The organism is Candidatus Salinivivens marinus (assembly GCF_965655845.1).
Lineage (GTDB): Bacteria > Pseudomonadota > Alphaproteobacteria > Rhodobacterales > Rhodobacteraceae > Salinivivens > Salinivivens marinus.
The window spans coordinates 1-19,210 of sequence record NZ_CBFHHX010000008.1 but is presented as its reverse complement, the minus strand read 5'-3'; the positions used below and the strand labels follow the sequence as shown (position 1 = coordinate 19,210).

The 19,210-nt window shown below is 40.5% G+C and carries 18 protein-coding genes; 7 read left to right on the top strand and 11 right to left on the bottom strand.

Annotation, left to right across the window (positions count from 1 at the left end):
- Position 1 precedes the first annotated feature (1 nt).
- The 3 genes from hemW to rph are packed head-to-tail and all read right to left on the bottom strand — an operon-like array spanning position 2 to position 2,487.
- Complete coding sequence (hemW, locus tag ACTF5Q_RS08295) at positions 2–1,168, bottom strand: radical SAM family heme chaperone HemW (RefSeq protein ID WP_438954157.1); 1,167 nt, start codon at positions 1,166–1,168, stop codon at positions 2–4.
- Entirely contained in the window at positions 1,169–1,777 is a 609-nt protein-coding gene (rdgB, locus tag ACTF5Q_RS08290; RefSeq protein WP_438954156.1) for an RdgB/HAM1 family non-canonical purine NTP pyrophosphatase, read from the bottom strand.
- Positions 1,774–2,487 (bottom strand): ribonuclease PH, encoded by a 714-nt coding sequence (rph, locus tag ACTF5Q_RS08285; RefSeq protein WP_438954155.1) that lies wholly within the window; start codon positions 2,485–2,487, stop codon positions 1,774–1,776. The genes rdgB and rph overlap by 4 nt, the downstream gene beginning before the upstream one ends.
- Before the next feature lie 105 nt (positions 2,488–2,592).
- Between rph and hrcA the strand changes: the two genes are divergently transcribed.
- Complete coding sequence (gene hrcA, locus ACTF5Q_RS08280; protein ID WP_438954154.1) at positions 2,593–3,657, top strand: heat-inducible transcriptional repressor HrcA; 1,065 nt, start codon at positions 2,593–2,595, stop codon at positions 3,655–3,657.
- A 9-nt stretch (positions 3,658–3,666) separates the two neighbouring features.
- The gene (locus tag ACTF5Q_RS08275; protein ID WP_438954153.1) at positions 3,667–4,239 is read left to right on the top strand and encodes a nucleotide exchange factor GrpE; all 573 of its coding nucleotides are present in this window, start codon (positions 3,667–3,669) and stop codon (positions 4,237–4,239) included.
- A 14-nt stretch (positions 4,240–4,253) separates the two neighbouring features.
- Here ACTF5Q_RS08275 and mutS read toward each other — a convergent pair whose 3' ends face one another.
- Positions 4,254–6,881: a DNA mismatch repair protein MutS gene (mutS, locus tag ACTF5Q_RS08270; RefSeq protein ID WP_438954261.1), complete on the bottom strand. Its 2,628-nt coding sequence runs from the start codon at positions 6,879–6,881 to the stop codon at positions 4,254–4,256.
- Between the two features lie 135 nt (positions 6,882–7,016).
- Between mutS and ACTF5Q_RS08265 the strand changes: the two genes are divergently transcribed.
- Positions 7,017–9,284, top strand: coding sequence for an NADP-dependent malic enzyme (locus tag ACTF5Q_RS08265; protein ID WP_438954152.1), 2,268 nt, complete (start codon positions 7,017–7,019; stop codon positions 9,282–9,284).
- A gap of 25 nt (positions 9,285–9,309) precedes the next feature.
- On the opposite strand, the gene msrA is transcribed toward ACTF5Q_RS08265, so the two are convergent.
- A complete protein-coding gene (gene msrA / locus ACTF5Q_RS08260) occupies positions 9,310–9,954 on the bottom strand; it encodes a peptide-methionine (S)-S-oxide reductase MsrA (RefSeq protein WP_438954151.1) in 645 nt (214 codons plus the stop codon).
- 152 nt (positions 9,955–10,106) lie between these two features.
- Between msrA and ACTF5Q_RS08255 the strand changes: the two genes are divergently transcribed.
- Together ACTF5Q_RS08255 and ACTF5Q_RS08250 are read left to right on the top strand one after the other, a co-directional pair.
- Complete coding sequence (locus ACTF5Q_RS08255; protein ID WP_438954150.1) at positions 10,107–11,009, top strand: D-amino acid aminotransferase; 903 nt, start codon at positions 10,107–10,109, stop codon at positions 11,007–11,009.
- 11 nt (positions 11,010–11,020) lie between these two features.
- Entirely contained in the window at positions 11,021–11,728 is a 708-nt protein-coding gene (locus ACTF5Q_RS08250; RefSeq protein ID WP_438954149.1) for an HAD family hydrolase, read from the top strand.
- 6 nt (positions 11,729–11,734) lie between these two features.
- On the opposite strand, the gene ACTF5Q_RS08245 is transcribed toward ACTF5Q_RS08250, so the two are convergent.
- The 6 genes from ACTF5Q_RS08245 to rsfS are packed head-to-tail and all read right to left on the bottom strand — an operon-like array spanning position 11,735 to position 17,063.
- Complete coding sequence (locus tag ACTF5Q_RS08245) at positions 11,735–12,211, bottom strand: RNA pyrophosphohydrolase (protein WP_438954148.1); 477 nt, start codon at positions 12,209–12,211, stop codon at positions 11,735–11,737.
- A complete protein-coding gene (locus ACTF5Q_RS08240) occupies positions 12,211–13,542 on the bottom strand; it encodes a S41 family peptidase (protein ID WP_438954260.1) in 1,332 nt (443 codons plus the stop codon). The genes ACTF5Q_RS08245 and ACTF5Q_RS08240 overlap by 1 nt, the downstream gene beginning before the upstream one ends.
- Positions 13,543–13,546: 4 nt before the next feature.
- Entirely contained in the window at positions 13,547–14,683 is a 1,137-nt protein-coding gene (locus tag ACTF5Q_RS08235) for a murein hydrolase activator EnvC family protein (protein ID WP_438954147.1), read from the bottom strand.
- Positions 14,674–16,212, bottom strand: coding sequence for a 2,3-bisphosphoglycerate-independent phosphoglycerate mutase (gene gpmI, locus ACTF5Q_RS08230; RefSeq protein ID WP_438954146.1), 1,539 nt, complete (start codon positions 16,210–16,212; stop codon positions 14,674–14,676). Before gpmI ends, ACTF5Q_RS08235 begins: the two co-directional genes overlap by 10 nt.
- A 45-nt stretch (positions 16,213–16,257) precedes the next feature.
- Entirely contained in the window at positions 16,258–16,731 is a 474-nt protein-coding gene (gene rlmH, locus ACTF5Q_RS08225; protein ID WP_438954145.1) for a 23S rRNA (pseudouridine(1915)-N(3))-methyltransferase RlmH, read from the bottom strand.
- 11 nt (positions 16,732–16,742) lie between these two features.
- Complete coding sequence (gene rsfS / locus ACTF5Q_RS08220) at positions 16,743–17,063, bottom strand: ribosome silencing factor (protein ID WP_153691870.1); 321 nt, start codon at positions 17,061–17,063, stop codon at positions 16,743–16,745.
- A gap of 276 nt (positions 17,064–17,339) precedes the next feature.
- Here rsfS and leuC point away from each other — a divergent pair, with 276 nt between their 5' ends.
- Positions 17,340–18,746, top strand: a complete 1,407-nt coding sequence (gene leuC / locus ACTF5Q_RS08215) for a 3-isopropylmalate dehydratase large subunit (protein WP_438954144.1) — start codon at positions 17,340–17,342, stop codon at positions 18,744–18,746.
- A partial coding sequence (gene leuD / locus ACTF5Q_RS08210) for a 3-isopropylmalate dehydratase small subunit (protein WP_438954143.1) occupies positions 18,746–19,210 on the top strand: 465 nt, incomplete at its 3' end. The genes leuC and leuD, both read left to right, overlap by 1 nt.

Here is a 19,210-nt window from a genome sequence, read left to right as displayed (position 1 = left end):
GTCAGTAAAAAGTATCCTCAGTCAGCTTATTAATAATTTGGTTTAAAACTAGTCGCCCAGAGGTATTAACGAAAAGCCTATCATCATCTATAGTGATTAACCCAAGATCAGAAAGGTATCTAATTTTATGTTCTTTTATTTTGTGATCACAAATCTTCTCCACTCTTGAAAGAGATATTCCTTCGGCAATACGTAGACCCATTAAAATATATTCTTTTGCCTGATCTAAAGGTGCTATATTGGCATTATTTTCATAAATTTTTTCGTTTATAACAGCATTTAACCATTTTTGAGGGTTGCGCTCGCTCTCTGTGGCAATTTTTTTGTTATCGACAGTTACACGACCGTGTGCCCCTGGCCCAATCCCTAAATAGTCACCATACTTCCAATAAATTAGATTATGTTTACTTTCGGACCCAGGTTTTGCGTGGTTGGACACTTCATACGCGGGCAAATTATATTTGTCACACAGGCTTTGGGTTAGCTCATAAAGGGTCGCAGAGTGATCATCCGTTGGAAGCCCTCTGAGTTTACCTTTCTTGTACAAACTATCGAAAGCAGTACCTTGTTCAATAGTCAATTGGTAAAGAGAAATATGGCCGGTTTGCAATCTAAGTGCTCTTTCAAGCTCGGCGGACCATTCATCAACTGTTTGCTCTTGCCTGGCGTAGATAAGATCAAAACTTGTCTGACTGAAAATAGAATTTGAAATTTCTATTGCATTAATCGCCTCGGTTGCAGAGTGTAAGCGTCCAAGTCTTTTCAAATCTATATTATTTAGGGCCTGTACTCCAACAGATAGTCTATTGATACCGGCGAGTTGGTAGTCTTTAAATTTAATAGCCTCAACGGAAGACGGATTAGCCTCTAAAGTTATTTCTAACTCATTTGAAACAGTCCAAAGAGATTTAATTTTATCGATAATTTCAGACACCACTTCGGGATTCATTAGGCTGGGAGTGCCGCCTCCGAAAAATATCGTGTTAAGTAGCCTTGGCGTCGTCTTTCTTGAAGCATTTTCAAGGCATTTTAGATATGCCTTGAGCCAGGCTTTTTGGTCAATCTCTAGCGATACATGGCTATTAAAGTCACAATATGGGCATTTGGACTCACAAAAAGGCCAGTGTATATAAATTCCAAAGCCACCATTTTTCCAGTCTTGTTCCAATTAAAAACAGCCAGATAATAATTTTGAAAAAGCGTCAGCGCGGTGGCTGATTTTATTCTTCTCCCAACGGTCCATTTCTCCAAACGTTTCACTGTAGCCGTTAGGTAAAAAAATTGGATCATAGCCGTGACCATTTTCTCCCCGCATAGGCCACACCAAAGAACCCTCTATCAGTCCTTCAAAAACTTCATCATGACCGTCGGGCCATGCTAAAACTAAGGTACACCGAAACTGCGCAGATCTTGGATATGCTGCATCAACCTCACTTAGTGCATTATGAGTTTTCTCCATAGCATATACGAAGTCCCTTCCTCCCGAAGTTTCTGCCCAATCGGCGGTATATACCCCTGGAGCACCGTTTAGAGCGTCAATGGTAATCCCACTGTCATCAGCCAATGATGGCAAATTACTCATTTTTGCAGAAAAGTGTGCCTTAATCCGTGCATTACCGACAAAAGAATCCTCAGTTTCCTCAGGTTCATTAATATTAAGCTGCTTTGCTCCTATAATATTAATTTTGAATGGCTCAAATAAATGCCTGATTTCTTCGAGCTTACCCTGATTATGAGTGGCAATTACTAGCTGTTCGCCAGAAAATTTCCTTGTCATTCAGTTGCCTTTTCCTGTGCTATTATCAAATCCTTGATACCTTTAATAGCCAGGTCCATAAGTTCATCTAATTGGCTTCGTGAATACGTTGATCCTTCAGCACTGATCTGTGTTTCTATCATATTGCCAGATCCCATCATGATAAAGTTTCCATCCACTCCTGCCTCACTGTCCTCAGAATAATCTAGGTCCAGTATAGGCTGACCAGCGTAAATTCCACAGCTGATAGCTGCTATTGGGGAAATTAACGGATCGGTTGTTACTGTCCCCTCTTTTAAAAGTTTTTTAACCGCTAACTTAAGAGCGACCCAGCCACCACTAATTGATGCACATCGGGTGCCTCCATCTGCTTGTATAACATCACAATCAACTGTTATTTGTCTCTCGCCTAACGCGACTCTATCAACACCAGCTCGCAAAGATCGCCCAATTAACCTCTGAATTTCAACGGTTCTCCCTCCTTGCTTTCCGGAGGCAGCTTCACGACGCATCCGGCTACCGGTTGATCTCGGCAACATGCCATATTCTGCAGTAACCCATCCCAAGCCCGATCCCTTTACAAATGGTGGCACTCTATCTTCCACCGTCGCGGTACATAGGACGTGGGTATCTCCAATTTTGATAAGGCAGGAGCCTTCAGCATGTTTTGTAACATTTGTTTCAATTGTAATAGGTCGAATTTCGTCAAGATTTCTACCAGATGGACGCATAAAATTTCCTTTTTTTGGTAAAGGAATACATTTCCTTTAATGTATTTTGCAACCCCGATTGACCTTTTCCCTATCGTTACATTATTTAGTTAGTGAGGAAAATTTATGACTAAATCGAATAACATTTTAACTGAAATGAATGATCGTTCCAAGGAGGTCTTTCAGCGTGTTGTTGAGGGGTATTTGCAAAGCGGTGAACCAGTAGGCTCTAGAACTTTAACACGAAGTTTAAGTGAAAATTTAAGTGCTGCTACCGTCAGAAACGTTATGCAAGATTTAGAATATCTTGGTTTGCTCGATAGTCCGCATATTAGCTCAGGTAGAATACCGACCCAAATAGGTTTAAGAATGTTTGTGGACGGCCTCCTTGAAGTAGACGGCTTAGAGATTACGGATAGGGAAAAGCTTGATGGCACCATAAATGAAAACTCCAATGATATTGCAGGGGCTTTGGATAAAATAGGTTCTGCTCTTTCTGGTATAACCCAGGGGGCCTCTTTAGTTTTAAGTCCGAAACAGGAATCAGAAATAGAACACATTGAATTTGTGTCACTTGCGCATGATCGAGCACTTGTTGTTTTAGTTTTTTCAAATGGTCATGTTGAGAATAGGCTTTTTAAACCCCCGTTAGGCCAAACTCCAAGCTCACTAAAAGAGGCAGCAAACTTTTTAAATTCTATAATGCAAGGTCGAACCTTGTCACAAGCTAAGGAAATTATTAAACAGGAAATTTCAATTAGAAGACAGGAGTTGGATAGTTTAGCTGCAGAACTTGTCGAGAATGGAGTTGTCTTTTGGGAGGCTAAGGGAGACAGGCAAGAAAGATTAATTGTTAGGGGGCGAGCGAATCTACTTGCAAGCGAGGCGGAAGAAGAAGAGCTTGAACGCATTAGACTTTTATTTAATGACTTGGAAAGAAAGCAAGATATAGAAGAATTTCTTGACTTGACTGAACAAAGTGATGGTGTTCGCATATTTATTGGCTCAGAAAACAAACTTTTTTCACTTTCGGGTTCATCTTTGGTTTTTTCTCCCTATATGAATTCTGATAAAAAGGTTATCGGTGCGGTTGGTGTGATTGGTCCAACGAGATTAAACTATGGCCGCATCGTGCCAATTGTGGATTATACAGCGCAACTGGTTGGAAAACTAATTTCCGATCGTAGTTAGAGGTGAAATATGGCGGACCCCAAAGAGGACGACTTTTTAGATGACATAGAAGATGCCGCTTCCGAAGAAGCAGAAGTGGAAATGATTAATATTAACGAAGAAGCAGATCGATTAGATGAGTTAGAGGCTATTAAGAGTGAGCGAGATGAATTTAGGGATCGTTTTGTACGCGCTTTAGCCGACGCGGAAAATGCACGGAAGCGTGCTGATAAAGATCGTAGAGAGGCTGAAAATTATGGGGGATCAAAGTTAGCAAGAGATTTGCTTCCGGTATATGACAATCTAAAAAGAGCTGTTGACGCAGTCACAGAGGAGCAGCGGTCGGTCGCCTCAGGTTTAATCGAGGGTGTTGAATTAACGATGCGTGAATTGCTAAATGTTTTTACAAAGCATGGTATTACTTTAATATCTCCAGAAGTTGGTGATAAATTTGATCCAAAACTTCATGAAGCGATGTTTGAGGCACCTTTACCCGATACGAAAGCTGGTGATATTATACAAGTTTCAGGCGAAGGATTTATGCTTCACGATAGGCTCTTAAGACCGGCCAAAGTCGGTGTATCATCGTCTGTAGATGGTTAGTTAAGCGATATTCTTCAAAGGTCGGTTTTATCAGAAATTTCTTTAAGTTTATACAATATTTGTAACGCTTCATTGGGCGATATTTGATCTGGGTAAATGTCTTTTAACTCGTTCAACAGTTCTTTATTATGGTCGGCGTCTGCGTTAAAGTCATCATTTAGGTGATGTAAAAATAGAGGTAAACCCTCTCCAAGAAGCTCCTTCGCAGGGCCTTTCTCGGTGTCTCTTTTTTCGAGCTCATTAAGAATGACATTTGCTCGGTTGATAACTGTAGCGGGTAGCCCAGCTAATTTTGCAACCTGGAGCCCATAGGAGCGATCGGCAGCCCCCTGGCGTACTTCATGAAGAAAAATCACCTCATTCTTCCACTCTTTTACAGCAACAGTTGCATTTTTAACCCTTGTTAGCGTATCTGAAAGGGTGGTTATCTCGTGATAATGCGTGGCAAATAGAGATCTGGATTTGTTGACTTCATGAAGATACTCCAATGTTGACCAGGCGATTGCTAACCCATCATATGTTGCTGTACCTCGGCCGACTTCATCTAAAATTACTAATGCTCGATCGTCAGCTTGGTTTAAAATTGCAGCCGTTTCTACCATCTCAACCATGAATGTTGACCTGCCTCTAGCGAGGTCATCAGAAGCACCAACTCTACTAAACAACTGACTTACGACCCCAATATGAGCTTTAGTAGCAGGAACAAAAGATCCCATTTGTGCTAGAATAGTTATTAAGGCATTTTGCCTAAGGAAAGTTGATTTGCCCGCCATATTAGGCCCGGTTAGTAGCCAAATAGACCCATCGCTTAATTGACAGTCATTTGGGATGAAGCCCTTACCTTCATTTTTTAGTGCCCTCTCAACCACAACGTGGCGCCCACTTTCGATTTCAAAGGTCTTAGACTTGTCTACGTTAGGTTTACACCAGTCTTCTTGAAGCGCTAAAGTCGCCAAGCTGTTAGTAACATCGAGCACGGCTAAAGCCACGGCAGCACTAGATAGTTTTTCAAAATTTTTGATTACCAATGAACTCAATTCGTTAAAAATACGTTTCTCTATTTCTAAAGCTCTCGCATTTGCATTTATGATTTTGGTTTCGGTCTCCGATAAATCTAATGTAGTGAAGCGCATTTGATTAGCGGTGGTTTGCCGATGAATAAATCTATCTGACATTGAGCTGTTCTGAAGCTTTTCTGCATTCTTTGTGGTAGTTTCTATGAAATAGCCAAGAACATTGTTGAATTTAATTTTCAGGGACTGAACGTTAGTGAGTTCTATTAGATCTCTCTGCATCTCAGCAATTATTTTAGTACCATCTTTTTTTAAGTTCCTGGTTTCATCTAATTCTGAGTTATATTTTTCTGAAACAAACCCACCATCACGGATCAGTAGTGGTGGCTCAGGAACTATTGCTTTCTCAAGTATCGAAATAATTTCTTCATGCCCTGTAAGTTTTTCAACTGCTATTATTATCTCTTCAGGAAGGTCTTGATCTTTTAAACTCTTAGCTATTTGTTTCCCCTGTGCCAAGCTTCTACAGATGTTTACCAAATCTCTTGGGCCTGCACGGTCCAAAGACACTCTTGAGAGGGCACGTTCAAGATCAGGCACACTCTTTAGTAAAGTGGTAAGGGTCTCGCTTAGCTCAACGTTGTCAATCAGAAATTCAAGAGCTTGATGCCTATTTTTAATTAGAGCTAAATCCATGCTTGGAGATGATATGCGACGCTCTAAAAGCCTTCCGCCCGCTGCTGTTACTGTGAGGTCAATAGTTCCCAGCAAAGACCCATGTTTCGTTCCTTTATTAATTGATTTTGTCAATTCGAGATTTCGTCTTGTTGCAGCATCTATCTGCATACTATCTGCTTTTAACTCAACTCGTGGTGGTCTGAGTATTGGCAGCTTACCTTTTTGGGTAGCATCTAAATATTCAGCTAATGCACCGAGCGCGGATATTTGTGATCGGCTAAATCCTCCAAATGCATCCAAAGAAGAAACTGAGAAGAGTGTCTTTAATCGTTCTTCCCCAGAAGTGCTATCAAATGCAGATTTACCTCTTTGCGTTGCCGTTGCACCGTTTTCTTTTATTGCTTCAACAACATTCTTATCAACATTTTCAACTATGAGCACTTCAGATGGTGTTAAACGTGCTAATTCTGCAAGAAAGTCTTCAACTTTATTTAGAGATAAGACACTCATTAAACCTGTGGAAATGTCTACCCATGCTAAGCTGTGCTCTTCTCTTACTAATGAATATGCCGCCAAAAAATTGTTTGACCTTGCTTCTAAAAGGCTGTCCTCCGTCAATGTGCCGGGGGTCACTAGCCTCACAACGTCACGTTTTACAACTGATTTTGAGCCCCTTTTTTTTGCCTCTGCAGGGCTTTCTAACTGTTCACATACAGCTACTTTGTGACCTGACTTAATTAAGGTTAATAGGTAACTTTCGGATGAGTGATGAGGAACTCCACACATAGGAATATCAACGTTGTTGATTTTACCTCTTTTTGTGAGTGCGATATCAAGAATTCTCGATGCTGTTACAGCGTCATCAAAGAATAATTCGTAGAAATCACCCATCCTATAAAATAGCAGAGCATCAGGATATTGACCTTTAATCTCCAGATACTGAGCCATCATAGGTGTCACAAAAATCTCCTTACATTTATTATCTTTTAAGCCTATTAGACTATTCGATAAAACTGAACAGAAAACAAATTATAGTATCTCGGTAATCATGATAGTACAGTTACTTTACAGCTGGGGAATTTACTAATGAAAAATACAAAGTTTACTAGAGATGAAGCACTTGCGTTTCACATGGAGCCAGTACCGGGAAAATGGGAGGTTAATGCTACAGTCCCTATGGCAACTCAGCGTGATTTATCACTGGCATATTCTCCCGGTGTTGCAGTGCCTTGTTCGGAAATTTCGGAAAACCCTGAGCTCGCCTATGACTACACAAACAAAGGAAATTTAGTTGCAGTAATTTCTAACGGGAGTGCCGTTTTAGGATTGGGAAATCTTGGGGCGCTAGGAAGTAAACCTGTTATGGAAGGGAAGTCGGTTTTATTTAAAAGGTTCGCTGATGTTAATTCAATCGATATAGAACTAGATACAGAAGATCCTGATGAGTTTTGCAGGGCAGTAAAACTGATGGGGCCAACTTTCGGTGGTATCAATCTGGAGGACATTAAGGCTCCAGAGTGTTTTATTATTGAACAGCGCCTTAAGGATGAGATGGACATTCCTGTATTTCATGACGATCAACACGGAACAGCAGTAATTTGTGCAGCTGGTCTAATAAACGCTTTGTACTTATCCGATAAGAAGATCGAAGAAGTAAAAATTGTTTTGAATGGTGCGGGTGCAGCAGGAATAGCTTGTATTGAGCTTTTAAAGTTTATGGGTGCTCGTCATGAAAACTGTATAGTTTGTGATACAAAAGGAGTAATTTTCCAGGGACGTACAGAGGGTATGAACCAATGGAAATCTGCACATGCAGCAAAAACAAAGTCAAGAACATTGGCGGAAGCATTAGATGGAGCAGACGTGTTTATTGGTGTTTCCGTTAAAGGTGCTGTTACCCAAGAGATGCTTAAGACCATGGCAAAAGATCCAGTAATATTTGCAATGGCAAATCCTGATCCTGAAATAACTCCTGAAGAAGCACATGAGGTTCGTGTTGATGCGATTGTTGCTACTGGCAGAAGCGATTATCCAAACCAAGTTAACAACGTTTTGGGATTTCCATATCTGTTTCGAGGGGCTTTAGATATTCATGCCAGGGCAATTAATGAAGAGATGAAGATAGCATGTGCTACCGCCCTTGCGGAACTTGCTCGCGAAGATGTGCCAGATGAGGTTGCTGTAGCTTACGGAAGGGAATTAAAGTTTGGGCGCGATTATATTATACCAACCCCATTTGATCCGCGCTTGATTTTTCGAATCCCGCCGGCTGTTGCAAAAGCTGGAATGCAAACGGGAGCGGCGAGGCGTCCAATCATCGACCTTCCCAATTATGAATTATCTCTAAAATCCAGGATGGATCCAACTGCGTCAATTCTACAAGGCATGCATGTTAGGGCCCGGTCAAACCAAGCAACGATGATATTTGCAGAGGGTGACGACCCAAGAGTTCTTAGAGCCGCTGTAACATATCAGCGTAGTGGTCTGGGTAAGTCTCTTGTAGTTGGAAGAGATGATGACGTAAAATCTAAGCTTGAAGATTTAGGCTTAGCAGACGCTATTAATGAGCTTAAGGTAGTTAATGCCGCAAAAACAGAGCACTTGGAATCCTATAAAGATTTTTTATATGACCGCCTGAAGAGAAAAGGTTTTGATCCAGCAGATGTACACAGAATAGCCTCAAGAGATAGGCATGTTTTTGCTGCATTGATGTTGGCACATGGACATGGAGACGGTCTGGTTACAGGGGTGACCAGAAAATCAGCAATTGTTCTTGATAGAATTAATCACGTATTTGATGCAAATGCTGATAATGGTGTTACAGGGGTCACAGCATTAATTCACAAGGGAAGAATAATATTAATAAGTGATACTTTGGTCCAAGAGTGGCCTAATGAAAAGGATCTGGCTGATATTGCGGAAAATGCGGCAGTGGTAGCTCGCCAATTAGGTTTAGAGCCAAGGGTTGCATTCGTAAGCTTCTCAACATTTGGCCATCCAGTATCCGAGCGAGCAGAAAAAATGTATCTCGCACCAGCAGAACTTGATGCTAGGTCAGTTAATTTTGAATATGAGGGAGAAATGACAGCAGATGTCGCTCTGAATATGAAGGCGATGGAAGCGTATCCCTTTTGTCGCTTAACAGGCCCTGCGAATATACTGGTTGTGCCGGCACGTCATTCAGCTAGTATTTCCGTTAAACTGATGCAAGAAATGGCTGGTGCAACGGTTATTGGCCCAATTCTTACGGGCATAGATAAATCCATTCAGATTTGTTCTACAGCCTCAAATGCAACAGATATATTAAATATGGCTGTTCTGGCATCCTGCAAAGTCGGCACGCATCAAAGCTAGGGTCATATTTAATCATCATCGTAGTTTATTCCGTAAATTGCGCTGAAGACCCCCAAAGCTCTTTGACGGTATCGTTTCTTCTACATGAATTCCTGTAGAGTTTATACGCATTAGATTGTTTTCTTGGACCAAATCTGGTGAGAACAAAATTTTCGCCTTTATAGTAATCTTGGTGATAATCTTCGGCGATGTAAAATTTTTCCAATTTAATTATTGGGGTAACTATTTTTCTATCAAGTTCTTGTTCTGCTTTTTCTATCGCGGCCTTTGCTTTTTCATCTTGTATTTTGTTTTTTGTAAATATAGCCGTTCTGTAACTTTCTCCACGGTCACAGAATTGCCCTCCATCATCTGTGACATCAACGGATCTCAAAAAAATATGCAAGATCTCGTCTAATGTAATTATGGCAGGATCAAATTCAATTTCCACTGCTTCATAGTGGCCAGTACCACCTTGAACGACTTCTTTGTAGGTGGGGTTTTGTGAGGTCCCACCCGTATATCCTGAGATTGCTTCTTTTACTCCTTCAAGACCTTCGAAATCGGCTTCAACACACCAAAAGCAGCCACCTGCCACAACAATCTTATCTGTTCCTGCTAACAACATGTTTTGACCAAACATAGAACCAATAAAAAGAATAACAGATTTGAGTAAGAATCTTGAAAGCATTGCTTGCCCTTGCGTATTTAAAATATTGTTTGAAGTTCGACTTAGATTTAAATTCAATTTAGTCCATTGAAACAAATTTATTATTTTATATTGAAGCTTTTTGCGTCACTAATATGAAACCACTTCAAAACAACCGAAAGAGTATCGCGTCAATGCATGTAAGTACCCATCAAGCTAAAGAGGATTTTCGAAATGAAGATCTTAAAATTTATCTCAATGGTGACATTGTTGAGAAAGCAAATGCAGTAGTAAGTGTCTATGATAGCGGGTTTATGCTTGGAGATGGTGTTTGGGAAGGATTGAGATTGCACAACGGACAATGGACTTTCATTGATGAACATCTTGATCGTCTTTTTGAGGCAGCGCGTGCAATCGATCTAGATATCGGGCTTGATCGAGAGGCAGTTGAGAAAGCTCTTGTGCAAGTTCAGCAGGCTAACTCGATGCATACTGATGCTCACGCTAGACTTATGGTTACCAGAGGGGTTAAAACCCGTCCCTTTCAGCATCCATCGTTATCTCAATCAGGTCCAACATTTGTAATTATAGCTGAGCATTCGCAGCCAAAATTACCAAGGCCAATTAAATTAGCTAGCGTCCCGCATATAAGGGGTTTACCTATGTCGCAAGATCCAAAACTGAATAGTCATTCAAAGCTCAATTGCGTTTTAGCTTGTATTGCTGCAGAGAAAGCTGGTGCAGATGAGGCTTTAATGTTGGATGTGAATGGTTTTGTTAACACAACAAATGCGTGTAATTTTTTCATAGTTCGAAAAGAGCAAGTTTGGACCAGCACTGGTGATTACTGCATGAACGGCATTACCCGTCAAAAAGTTATAGATTTATGTAAAGAGAATAATATAGAAGTTTATGAAAAAAATTTTTCATTATCAGAGACTTACAGTGCTAAAGAAGCATTTTTAACAGGCACTTTTGGTGCCCAAACTCCAGTAGGTGAAATTGATGGGAGAGTAATAGGTGATGGCACTATGGGTCCAATAACCAGTTTCTTAAGACAAGCCTATAAAGACCTAATCAAGAAAGTCACAAATTAATGCAAATTGCAATGTGGTCTGGACCTAGAAATTTATCAACAGCGATGATGTATTCATTTGGAAATAGGCCTGATTTTGATGTTATTGATGAGCCCTTTTATGCAGCATATCTAAATAAAACTGGGATCGTTCATCCAATGCGAGATGAAATAATTTCATCTCAGCAGATAGATCCAGAGTCTGTTATAAGTGACTTGTTAAATAAAAAATATGACGGTGGGTCTCATCGTTATCAAAAACATATGACTCAGCATATGCTCAAAGATTTTGATCTAACCTGGATGAAAAAAGTAATAAATGTTTTTTTAATCAGACACCCTGCGAGGGTCATAAAAAGTTTTGGTGAAAAATTAAATCATGCCACTATTGAGGACATAGGGTTCAAACAACAACTTAATTTATTTAATTATGTTTCTTCAATTGGTCAAAAACCGATAGTTATTGATAGCTTTGATATTCGCAAAGACCCCCGATCAGCTTTAGAATGTCTTTGTAACGAGGTTGGTTTAGAATTTATGTCTGAAATGCTTTCTTGGCCAAAAGGTGGACACAAAAGTGATGGAATTTGGGCTAGTCATTGGTATGGGTCTGTTCATTTGTCGGAAGGTTTTTCTGGTGAAGAGGCTAATCTCCCAATTCTTAATTCGGAGCAAAACGGAATTTCAAGAAATGCATTGCCATTTTATAGGGCTCTTGAGGGATACAAACTCAAGTTTTGAGATTGTTTAAATATTATCAAACTCTTCAAGAACAGTTTTATAAACAGATTTTTTAAATGGAACTATTTCATCTAATAAATATTCTTTTGATATCCATTTCCATTTTGAAAACTCAGGTTGCTCAGTGGTAATGTTTATGTCTGTGTCTTTGCCAAGAAATTTAAATAAAAACCATTTTTGTTTTTGACCTCTGTACTTACCATTCCAAAGTTTAGGGATTAAGTCCTCTGGTAAATCATATGATAGCCATTTTGAAGTTGAAGCAATCAATTGAACGTTGTGTCTTTTAACGCCCGTTTCTTCTAATAGTTCTCTATATGCTGCTGTTTCAGGTTCTTCATTTCCATCAATACCTCCCTGTGGCATTTGCCAAGCATTTTGATTGTTGTCTAACCTTTGACCCACAAATACATATCCGTCATCATTTACCAACATTATCCCAACATTGGCTCGATATGGGAGATCTTTATATATGGTTTGCATTAATTCTGGATGGCGATAGCAGATAGGCCACTTAAAATATCAATTGCATAGGCTAATTGATAATCGTCTTCTCGTAGTTTAGCAGCATTTTCTGCTTTCAGCCTATCAGCCTCTATCTGCTGAATTTCATCTTCTGAAAGGCTATCATTGGAGAGTGCACCTCTAAGATCTGCTTCACTACGATTACGCCTACTTTCTTCTTCCTCTGAATCTGCACTTTTTCTCTTTGGCTGTTCGACTATAATATTAGGTGATACACCCAAAGCTTGTATAGATCTTCCAGAAGGAGTGTAATAGCGGGATGTTGTAAGTCTCATTGCTCCCTCGCCCCTTAGGGGCATGACAGTTTGAACGGAACCTTTACCAAAACTACGGGTGCCAACAACAATTGCCCTGCGGTGATCTTGTAAAGCGCCTGCAACAATTTCAGAGGCAGATGCAGATCCGCCATTTATTAAGACAACAATTGGCTTTCCATCTGCCAAGTCTCCCGGCTTTGCGGTATATCGTTCACTATCTTTGCTGTATCTACCGCGTGTGGAAACAATTTCTCCTTTTTCTAAAAAGGCGTCTGATACTCGAATTGCTTGGTTTAGAAGTCCACCGGGATTGTTTCGTAAGTCAAGAACTATTCCGTTTATATTTTCCATGCCTCCAGCTTCATTAACCTGCTTTTCTAAGCCATCAACTAGATTTGGGTAGGTTTGATCATTAAAGGTAGTTATTCTAAGTACCACTGTGTCACCTTCGGTTCTGGCTCGTACTGCGGTTAACTTGATTGTGTCGCGAATTATTGAGACATCGAAGGGTTCATCCTCTCCTTCTCTTACAACTGTAATTACAATTTCAGATCCAACAGGTCCCCTCATCATTCCTACTGCCTCGTCAAGAGTTAATCCCAATAAGCTCTGGCCATCAACATGAGTTATGAAATCTCCCGCTTCCATGCCTGCAGCGTCAGCTGGAGTACCATCGATCGGTGAAACTACCTTTACGAAACCTTCTTGCTGGGTAACTTCTATTCCCAGACCTCCAAACTCACCTCTTGTTTGTACTCTCATTTTGGCAGCATCATCTGCAGATAGATAACTCGAATGAGGGTCAAGTGATGTGAGCATTCCGTCGATGGCTGCTTCAATTAGATCCTTGCTGCTTACTTCTTCAACATACTCAGATCGGATGCGTTCAAAAATATCTCCAAAGAGGTCTAATTGTTCGTATATTGTTTTTTTGGTTTCTGCATCTTGTGCTAATACTGGCCCTGCTAATTTAACAGATACTAGAGCCCCTAAAGCACACCCCACAATTCCAGCTAACAAATACTTCTTCATATCATTATTCCTTATCGAATTCGAACCAGTCAAACGGATTTTGGGGTTCATTATTGCGTCTTACTTCAATATATAGGGATTGTGAAAGTCTTCCACTATTCAATTCTTTTTCAGTTGTAAAAGTTTCAATATTTATATCCTCACCTCCCATCAATCCCACAAGGCTTGCTTCAGGCAGTATTTGACCTGGCTCACCAAATACTTGATTTAAGCCTGCGAAAATAAATAAAATCCCTTCACTAGGTTCCAAAATGGATACCATTCCATAGTCTGATAAGGGTCCTGCATAGCGCACTGTCGCGGCGACAGGTGAAGTTACAATTGCATATTCTTTAGTACGTATAATTATTCCTGGCCTTACTATCCCAGCAGCATCTGCCTCATTAAATTTGCGAGTGACCAAACCTTCGGTTGGAGGAGCCAAGCCTCCTTTATTATTTTTTAAAATGGGTTCGTTCGGTATAATGAGCTTTCTCTCCAGAAAATTCAGTGCAACAGCAAATTCACCCAATGATTTGGAGCTTTTTGATAATGAGGAGATTTTTTCTGGATCATCAATAAAACGCTGTGGAAGGTCCGTTCTATCGGATGCTGCTTTTACAAGAGTGGCTCTTGCGGTTTGAATAATTTCAAGAGAAAGCTGCATTTCCTTTTCCGCCCTTTGACTAAGGTTTGTTAATAGCTGCAGCTTGTCTAGATCTTTATTAAGCCCCTCAGCTTCAGTACGTATCCCCTCTAAAATATCAGATAAAATTAGTGATGAACGAGCAGTATTTAATGCACCTTCTGGGTGTAATAATTTTGATTGAAGGGGCTCTTGTCCCACAACTAATAGTGCACCTGCCAGTTTTGATATTTTCTCTTTTTGAAATATAAGGTCTTTGTTTAGTTTTCCTGTCTGTAATTTAATAAACCTATACTTAGATCTTAAATCACTTAATGAGTTCTCAGTTTTTTGAATTAAATTGGAAAGTGCTTTTATCCTGTTACGATAAGAATCGGCAGAACTCAGTTTGGTTCGAGCGATATTTAAGTCATCAATAATAATTTGCGTTTGAGAAAAAATAGTTTCATAAGCCAGCAATTTTGGGGCGAACCCGACACCCAAAAGAATAAAAAAAATGGCAATCTTTAATCGCAATTTTCTTTCTCGATCATACTTTTTCCCGTCATTTCAGGAGGCTGTTGTAATCCCATTAAGCAAAGCACTGTTGGTGCCACATCTGCAAGGCGACCATGTTTTCGTAGTTCTATATTCTGATCTACACCATAAATTGCAAATGGTACCAGATTTGTTGTGTGGGCGGTATGATTTATTTTAGTTTCTGGATCTATCATAACCTCGCAATTTCCATGATCTGCCGTCATTATAAGGCATCCATTCTTATCTTTTATAGAAGCCATCAATTGACCTAGTCCAGCGTCTACTGCTTCACATGCTTTTACCGCTGCCTCAAGGTTGCCGGTATGACCAACCATGTCAGGATTAGCATAATTAACGACAATAAAATCGATGCCGGCTCCTATTGCGTTAACTAAGCGATCCGTAACTTTTTCTGCGGACATCTCTGGCTGCAAATCATATGTTGCAACCTTAGGAGATGGTAGCATATCTCTAGTTTCACCCTCAAAAGGTAACTCCGTTCCGCCATTCAGAAAAAAGGTAACATGCGGATATTTTTCGGTTTCGGCCACGCGAAATTGGGTTCTGCCATTTTTAGCAACCCATTCGCCTAGTGTGTTTCTTATAATTTCTTTTGGGTAACACGTCTCCATGAACTTATTGTGTTGTTTTGAGTACTCCACCATGCCTAATAAGCTTGAGAGTTTTGGCCTGTCGCCAACTGAAAATGACTTAAAGCTTGGATCACCAATTGCGCTCAATATTTCCCTTGCGCGATCGGAGCGAAAATTTAAACAAAATATACCATCGCCGTCTTTTACACCTTGGTAGCCGTTTATGATAGTTGCTGGAATGAATTCATCGGTCAAATTACTTTTGTACGCGGAATTGATTGCCTCATGAATATTTTGACAAACAACGTCAGATTCTGATTTTATAATCGCGTTGTAAGCTTGGCTTATTCTTTCCCACCGATTGTCTCTGTCCAAAGCGTAGTATCTTCCAGTAATCGTAGAAATTTCTACATTGCTGGGCATTTCTTTTAATAATTTGTCCGCATATTTAAGCGCAGAGACTGGTGCAACGTCACGTCCATCTGTAATGAGGTGTAGGGCGACTCCTACCTTTTCTTCTGAAAAAATTTTTAATGAGGCCAGTAGATGGTCTATATGTCCATGGACGCCACCGTCTGACAACAACCCGATAACGTGTGCTATACCTTGGCTAGATTTTACTGATTGAACGAACTCCAAAATCGCGTTGTTTTTGTAAAAAGAACCATTCTCAATTTCTAAGTCAATTTGACCAAGGTCCATAGATACTACCCGGCCAGCTCCAATATTTGTGTGACCTACTTCGGAGTTACCCATCTGGCCATGTGGTAAGCCTACATCTGTTCCATGAGTGACTAGTTTTGCAGTAATACTGTTGGCCATGATAGTATCAAAATTGGGTGTTTTAGCAATCAGTGGGGCATTGCCTTCAACCGTATCGCTTTGTCCCCAACCATCAAGAATACATAAGACTACTGGGCTATATTTTTTCAATATTCTGACCTTAAAATTGGTATTTTTTTATTATTTAATGAAAAATTAATTACGGTGATATGGAGTTTTTAAAAGTATAGTAGCACTTCTATATATTTGTTCTGCTAGCATAACCCTTGCCAAACTATGTGGCCATACCATTCTACCAAAAGATAAACTGTAATTTGCTTTTTTTTTCAAATTTGGTTCAATGCCATCAGCCCCACCTATTAAAAATGTGACATTTTTGATTGAATTATCGTTCCAATTTGAAAAAAGAGAGGCAAGATTTGGTGAGGTCATCGCTTTCCCATTTTCATCCAAAATGCAGACTACGGAATTTTTAGGTATAGATTTCTCAAGGAGAATAGCCTCCGCAGAAATACCACTATTTGTTTTGTCCTCAACCTCAACGATATTCGCGGGCCCTAAACCCAATTGTCGTCCTAATTTGTTGAAGCGAGTAATGTAGTCAGATACTAAGACTGCTTCCGGGCTCTGCCTAAGCCGACCAACCGCGCAGATAGTAACACCTAGCATATTAGTGACCTTTATTTCTGGTCCATGGGTGTCCACATTTTTTCGACTTGGTAGAATTCTCTGACCTCTGGTCGGAATACATGGACAATTACATCCCCTGTATCAATTAATACCCAATCACCGGCGTCTTTGCCCTCAACTTTTGAAATGCGCCCAAGCTCGGTTTTTAATATATCAACTAATTTTTGAGATATTGAAGAGACTTGACGCGTTGATCTTCCAGATGCCACTACCATGTAATCTCCAATCGACGTTCTTCCTCTCAGATCGATGGTGGTAATGTCTTCTGCTTTATTTTCGGATAGGGATTTGATTATACAGTTCAATAGCATTTCGCTAGATTCTTTAAAGTCTCCATTTTGATTTGGAGAAGTCCTACTTGCGGTGATGGCCGCCTGGATATTCAAGGTCAGAGTTTAGCCCTCCTATAAAAAGATACTTATATATTAGCATCTATATTAGATATTCTCAACGATCAAAGCAGAGAGATGTAAACATTATGTAAAGTATGACTTTCTATATCTCTTGAAGCTGCTGGTAATTGGTCTTATTAGGTTGGTGTTAAATAATAAAGCAAACCTTTATCTGGGATTTTTAAGAGGAACAAAATGTCTACGGCAAAAACATTATACGACAAGATATGGGACGCTCACATTGTACAAATGGATCCAGACGGCACTTGCTTGCTGTACATAGATCGTCATTTGGTACATGAAGTTACATCCCCGCAAGCTTTTGAGGGTTTGCGTCTGTTGGGACGAAAAGTACGCGCCCCAGAAAAAACCATAGCGGTTCCGGATCATAATGTTCCTACAACATCAAACAGAAATGATGGTATCGATAATGAGGAAAGCCGGATTCAAGTCGAAGCATTGGACAAAAATGCAAAGGATTTTGGAGTACATTATTATCCAGTTTCCGATATTCGCCAGGGGATAGTGCATATTGTAGGTCCTGAGCAGGGCTGGACATTACCGGGAATGACGGTTGTATGTGGTGATAGCCACACAGCGACACATGGTGCATTTGGCGCTCTTGCACATGGGATTGGCACCTCGGAGGTAGAACATGTTTTGGCGACCCAGACCTTAATCCAAAAGAAATCTAAAAATATGAAAGTAGAGATTACCGGTTCATTGCGGCCGGGTGTTACGGCAAAAGATATCACAATGGCTGTTATTGGTGAGACAGGAACAGCCGGAGGAACGGGTTATGTAATAGAATATTGTGGACAAGCGATCCGAGAGCTTTCGATGGAAGGTCGTATGACAGTCTGTAATATGGCCATAGAAGGTGGTGCGCGAGCTGGTTTAATTGCTCCTGACAAAAAGACTTTTGAATATTGTAGAGGCCGACCCCACAGCCCCAAAGGAGCGTCTTGGGAAATGGCGCTTGCCTACTGGAAAACCCTTTTCAGCGATGAAGAGGCTAAATTTGATAAGGTTGTCACCATAAAAGGAGAGGAGATAGCGCCATTAGTAACGTGGGGTACATCGCCCGAGGACGTTTTGCCCATTACGGCCGCAGTGCCTGATCCGGAAAGCTTTTCTGGTGGTAAGATTGAAGCTGTTAAACGATCTTTGGAGTATATGGGTCTGAAAGCTGGCCAAAAATTATCCGAAATAGAAATTGATACCGTTTTTATAGGATCTTGTACGAATGGTAGGATTGAAGACTTGCGTGCTGCATCTGAAATCCTAAAGGGCAAGAAAGTTAAGGATGGTATGCGTGCAATGGTTGTACCAGGTTCTGGATTGGTCCGAATGCAAGCGGAAGAAGAGGGAATCGCGGAAATATTTCGCAAGGCTGGTTTTGAGTGGAGGCTGGCGGGGTGTTCAATGTGTCTGGCTATGAATCCAGATCAGCTGGCTGAAGGAGAGCGTTGTGCATCAACTTCCAATCGTAACTTTGAGGGGCGCCAGGGTTATCGTGGAAGAACACATTTGGTCTCTCCCGCGATGGCGGCAGCAGCGGCAATTACTGGGAAGCTTACCGATGTGAGGGAGATCCAATAATGGAAAAATTTGAAAAATTAGCTGGTGTGGCCGCATCCATGCCTTTGGTAAATATAGATACCGATATGATTATACCAAAAATCTTTTTAAAGACGATTAAACGCTCTGGTTTGGGTGTAAACTTATTCGATGAAATGCGCTATGACCGTGAGGGAAATGAGAAGCCAGATTTCGTTTTAAATAAAACTCAATATAGAGAAGCAAAGATTTTAGTGGCGGGTGATAATTTTGGATGTGGCTCTTCGCGAGAACATGCACCCTGGGCGATTGCAGATTTTGGGATAAAGTGCGTCGTTTCCACTTCGTTTGCTGATATCTTTTATAATAACTGTTTTAAAAATGGTATTTTGCCCGTGGTTTTGCCGCAAGATCAGGTCGATATTCTAATGAGGGATGCAGAAAAGGGTGCGAATTCAATAATTGAAGTTGACCTCGAAAATCAAACAATTGCCTCATCTGATGGA

What these genes read in the sequence shown, in the direction of transcription:
- rdgB (WP_438954156.1), bottom strand. Translation starts at nt 1,777, where the DNA reads ATGACAAGGAAATTTTCTGGCGAACAGCTAGTAATTGCCACTCATAAT.
- rph (WP_438954155.1), bottom strand. Translation starts at nt 2,487, where the DNA reads ATGCGTCCATCTGGTAGAAATCTTGACGAAATTCGACCTATTACAATT.
- hrcA (WP_438954154.1), top strand. Translation starts at nt 2,593, where the DNA reads ATGACTAAATCGAATAACATTTTAACTGAAATGAATGATCGTTCCAAG.
- ACTF5Q_RS08275 (WP_438954153.1), top strand. Translation starts at nt 3,667, where the DNA reads ATGGCGGACCCCAAAGAGGACGACTTTTTAGATGACATAGAAGATGCC.
- mutS (WP_438954261.1), bottom strand. Translation starts at nt 6,881, where the DNA reads ATGATGGCTCAGTATCTGGAGATTAAAGGTCAATATCCTGATGCTCTG.
- ACTF5Q_RS08265 (WP_438954152.1), top strand. Translation starts at nt 7,017, where the DNA reads ATGAAAAATACAAAGTTTACTAGAGATGAAGCACTTGCGTTTCACATG.
- msrA (WP_438954151.1), bottom strand. Translation starts at nt 9,954, where the DNA reads ATGCTTTCAAGATTCTTACTCAAATCTGTTATTCTTTTTATTGGTTCT.
- ACTF5Q_RS08255 (WP_438954150.1), top strand. Translation starts at nt 10,107, where the DNA reads ATGCATGTAAGTACCCATCAAGCTAAAGAGGATTTTCGAAATGAAGAT.
- ACTF5Q_RS08250 (WP_438954149.1), top strand. Translation starts at nt 11,021, where the DNA reads ATGTGGTCTGGACCTAGAAATTTATCAACAGCGATGATGTATTCATTT.
- ACTF5Q_RS08245 (WP_438954148.1), bottom strand. Translation starts at nt 12,211, where the DNA reads ATGCAAACCATATATAAAGATCTCCCATATCGAGCCAATGTTGGGATA.
- ACTF5Q_RS08240 (WP_438954260.1), bottom strand. Translation starts at nt 13,542, where the DNA reads ATGAAGAAGTATTTGTTAGCTGGAATTGTGGGGTGTGCTTTAGGGGCT.
- rlmH (WP_438954145.1), bottom strand. Translation starts at nt 16,731, where the DNA reads ATGCTAGGTGTTACTATCTGCGCGGTTGGTCGGCTTAGGCAGAGCCCG.
- rsfS (WP_153691870.1), bottom strand. Translation starts at nt 17,063, where the DNA reads ATGCTATTGAACTGTATAATCAAATCCCTATCCGAAAATAAAGCAGAA.
- leuC (WP_438954144.1), top strand. Translation starts at nt 17,340, where the DNA reads ATGTCTACGGCAAAAACATTATACGACAAGATATGGGACGCTCACATT.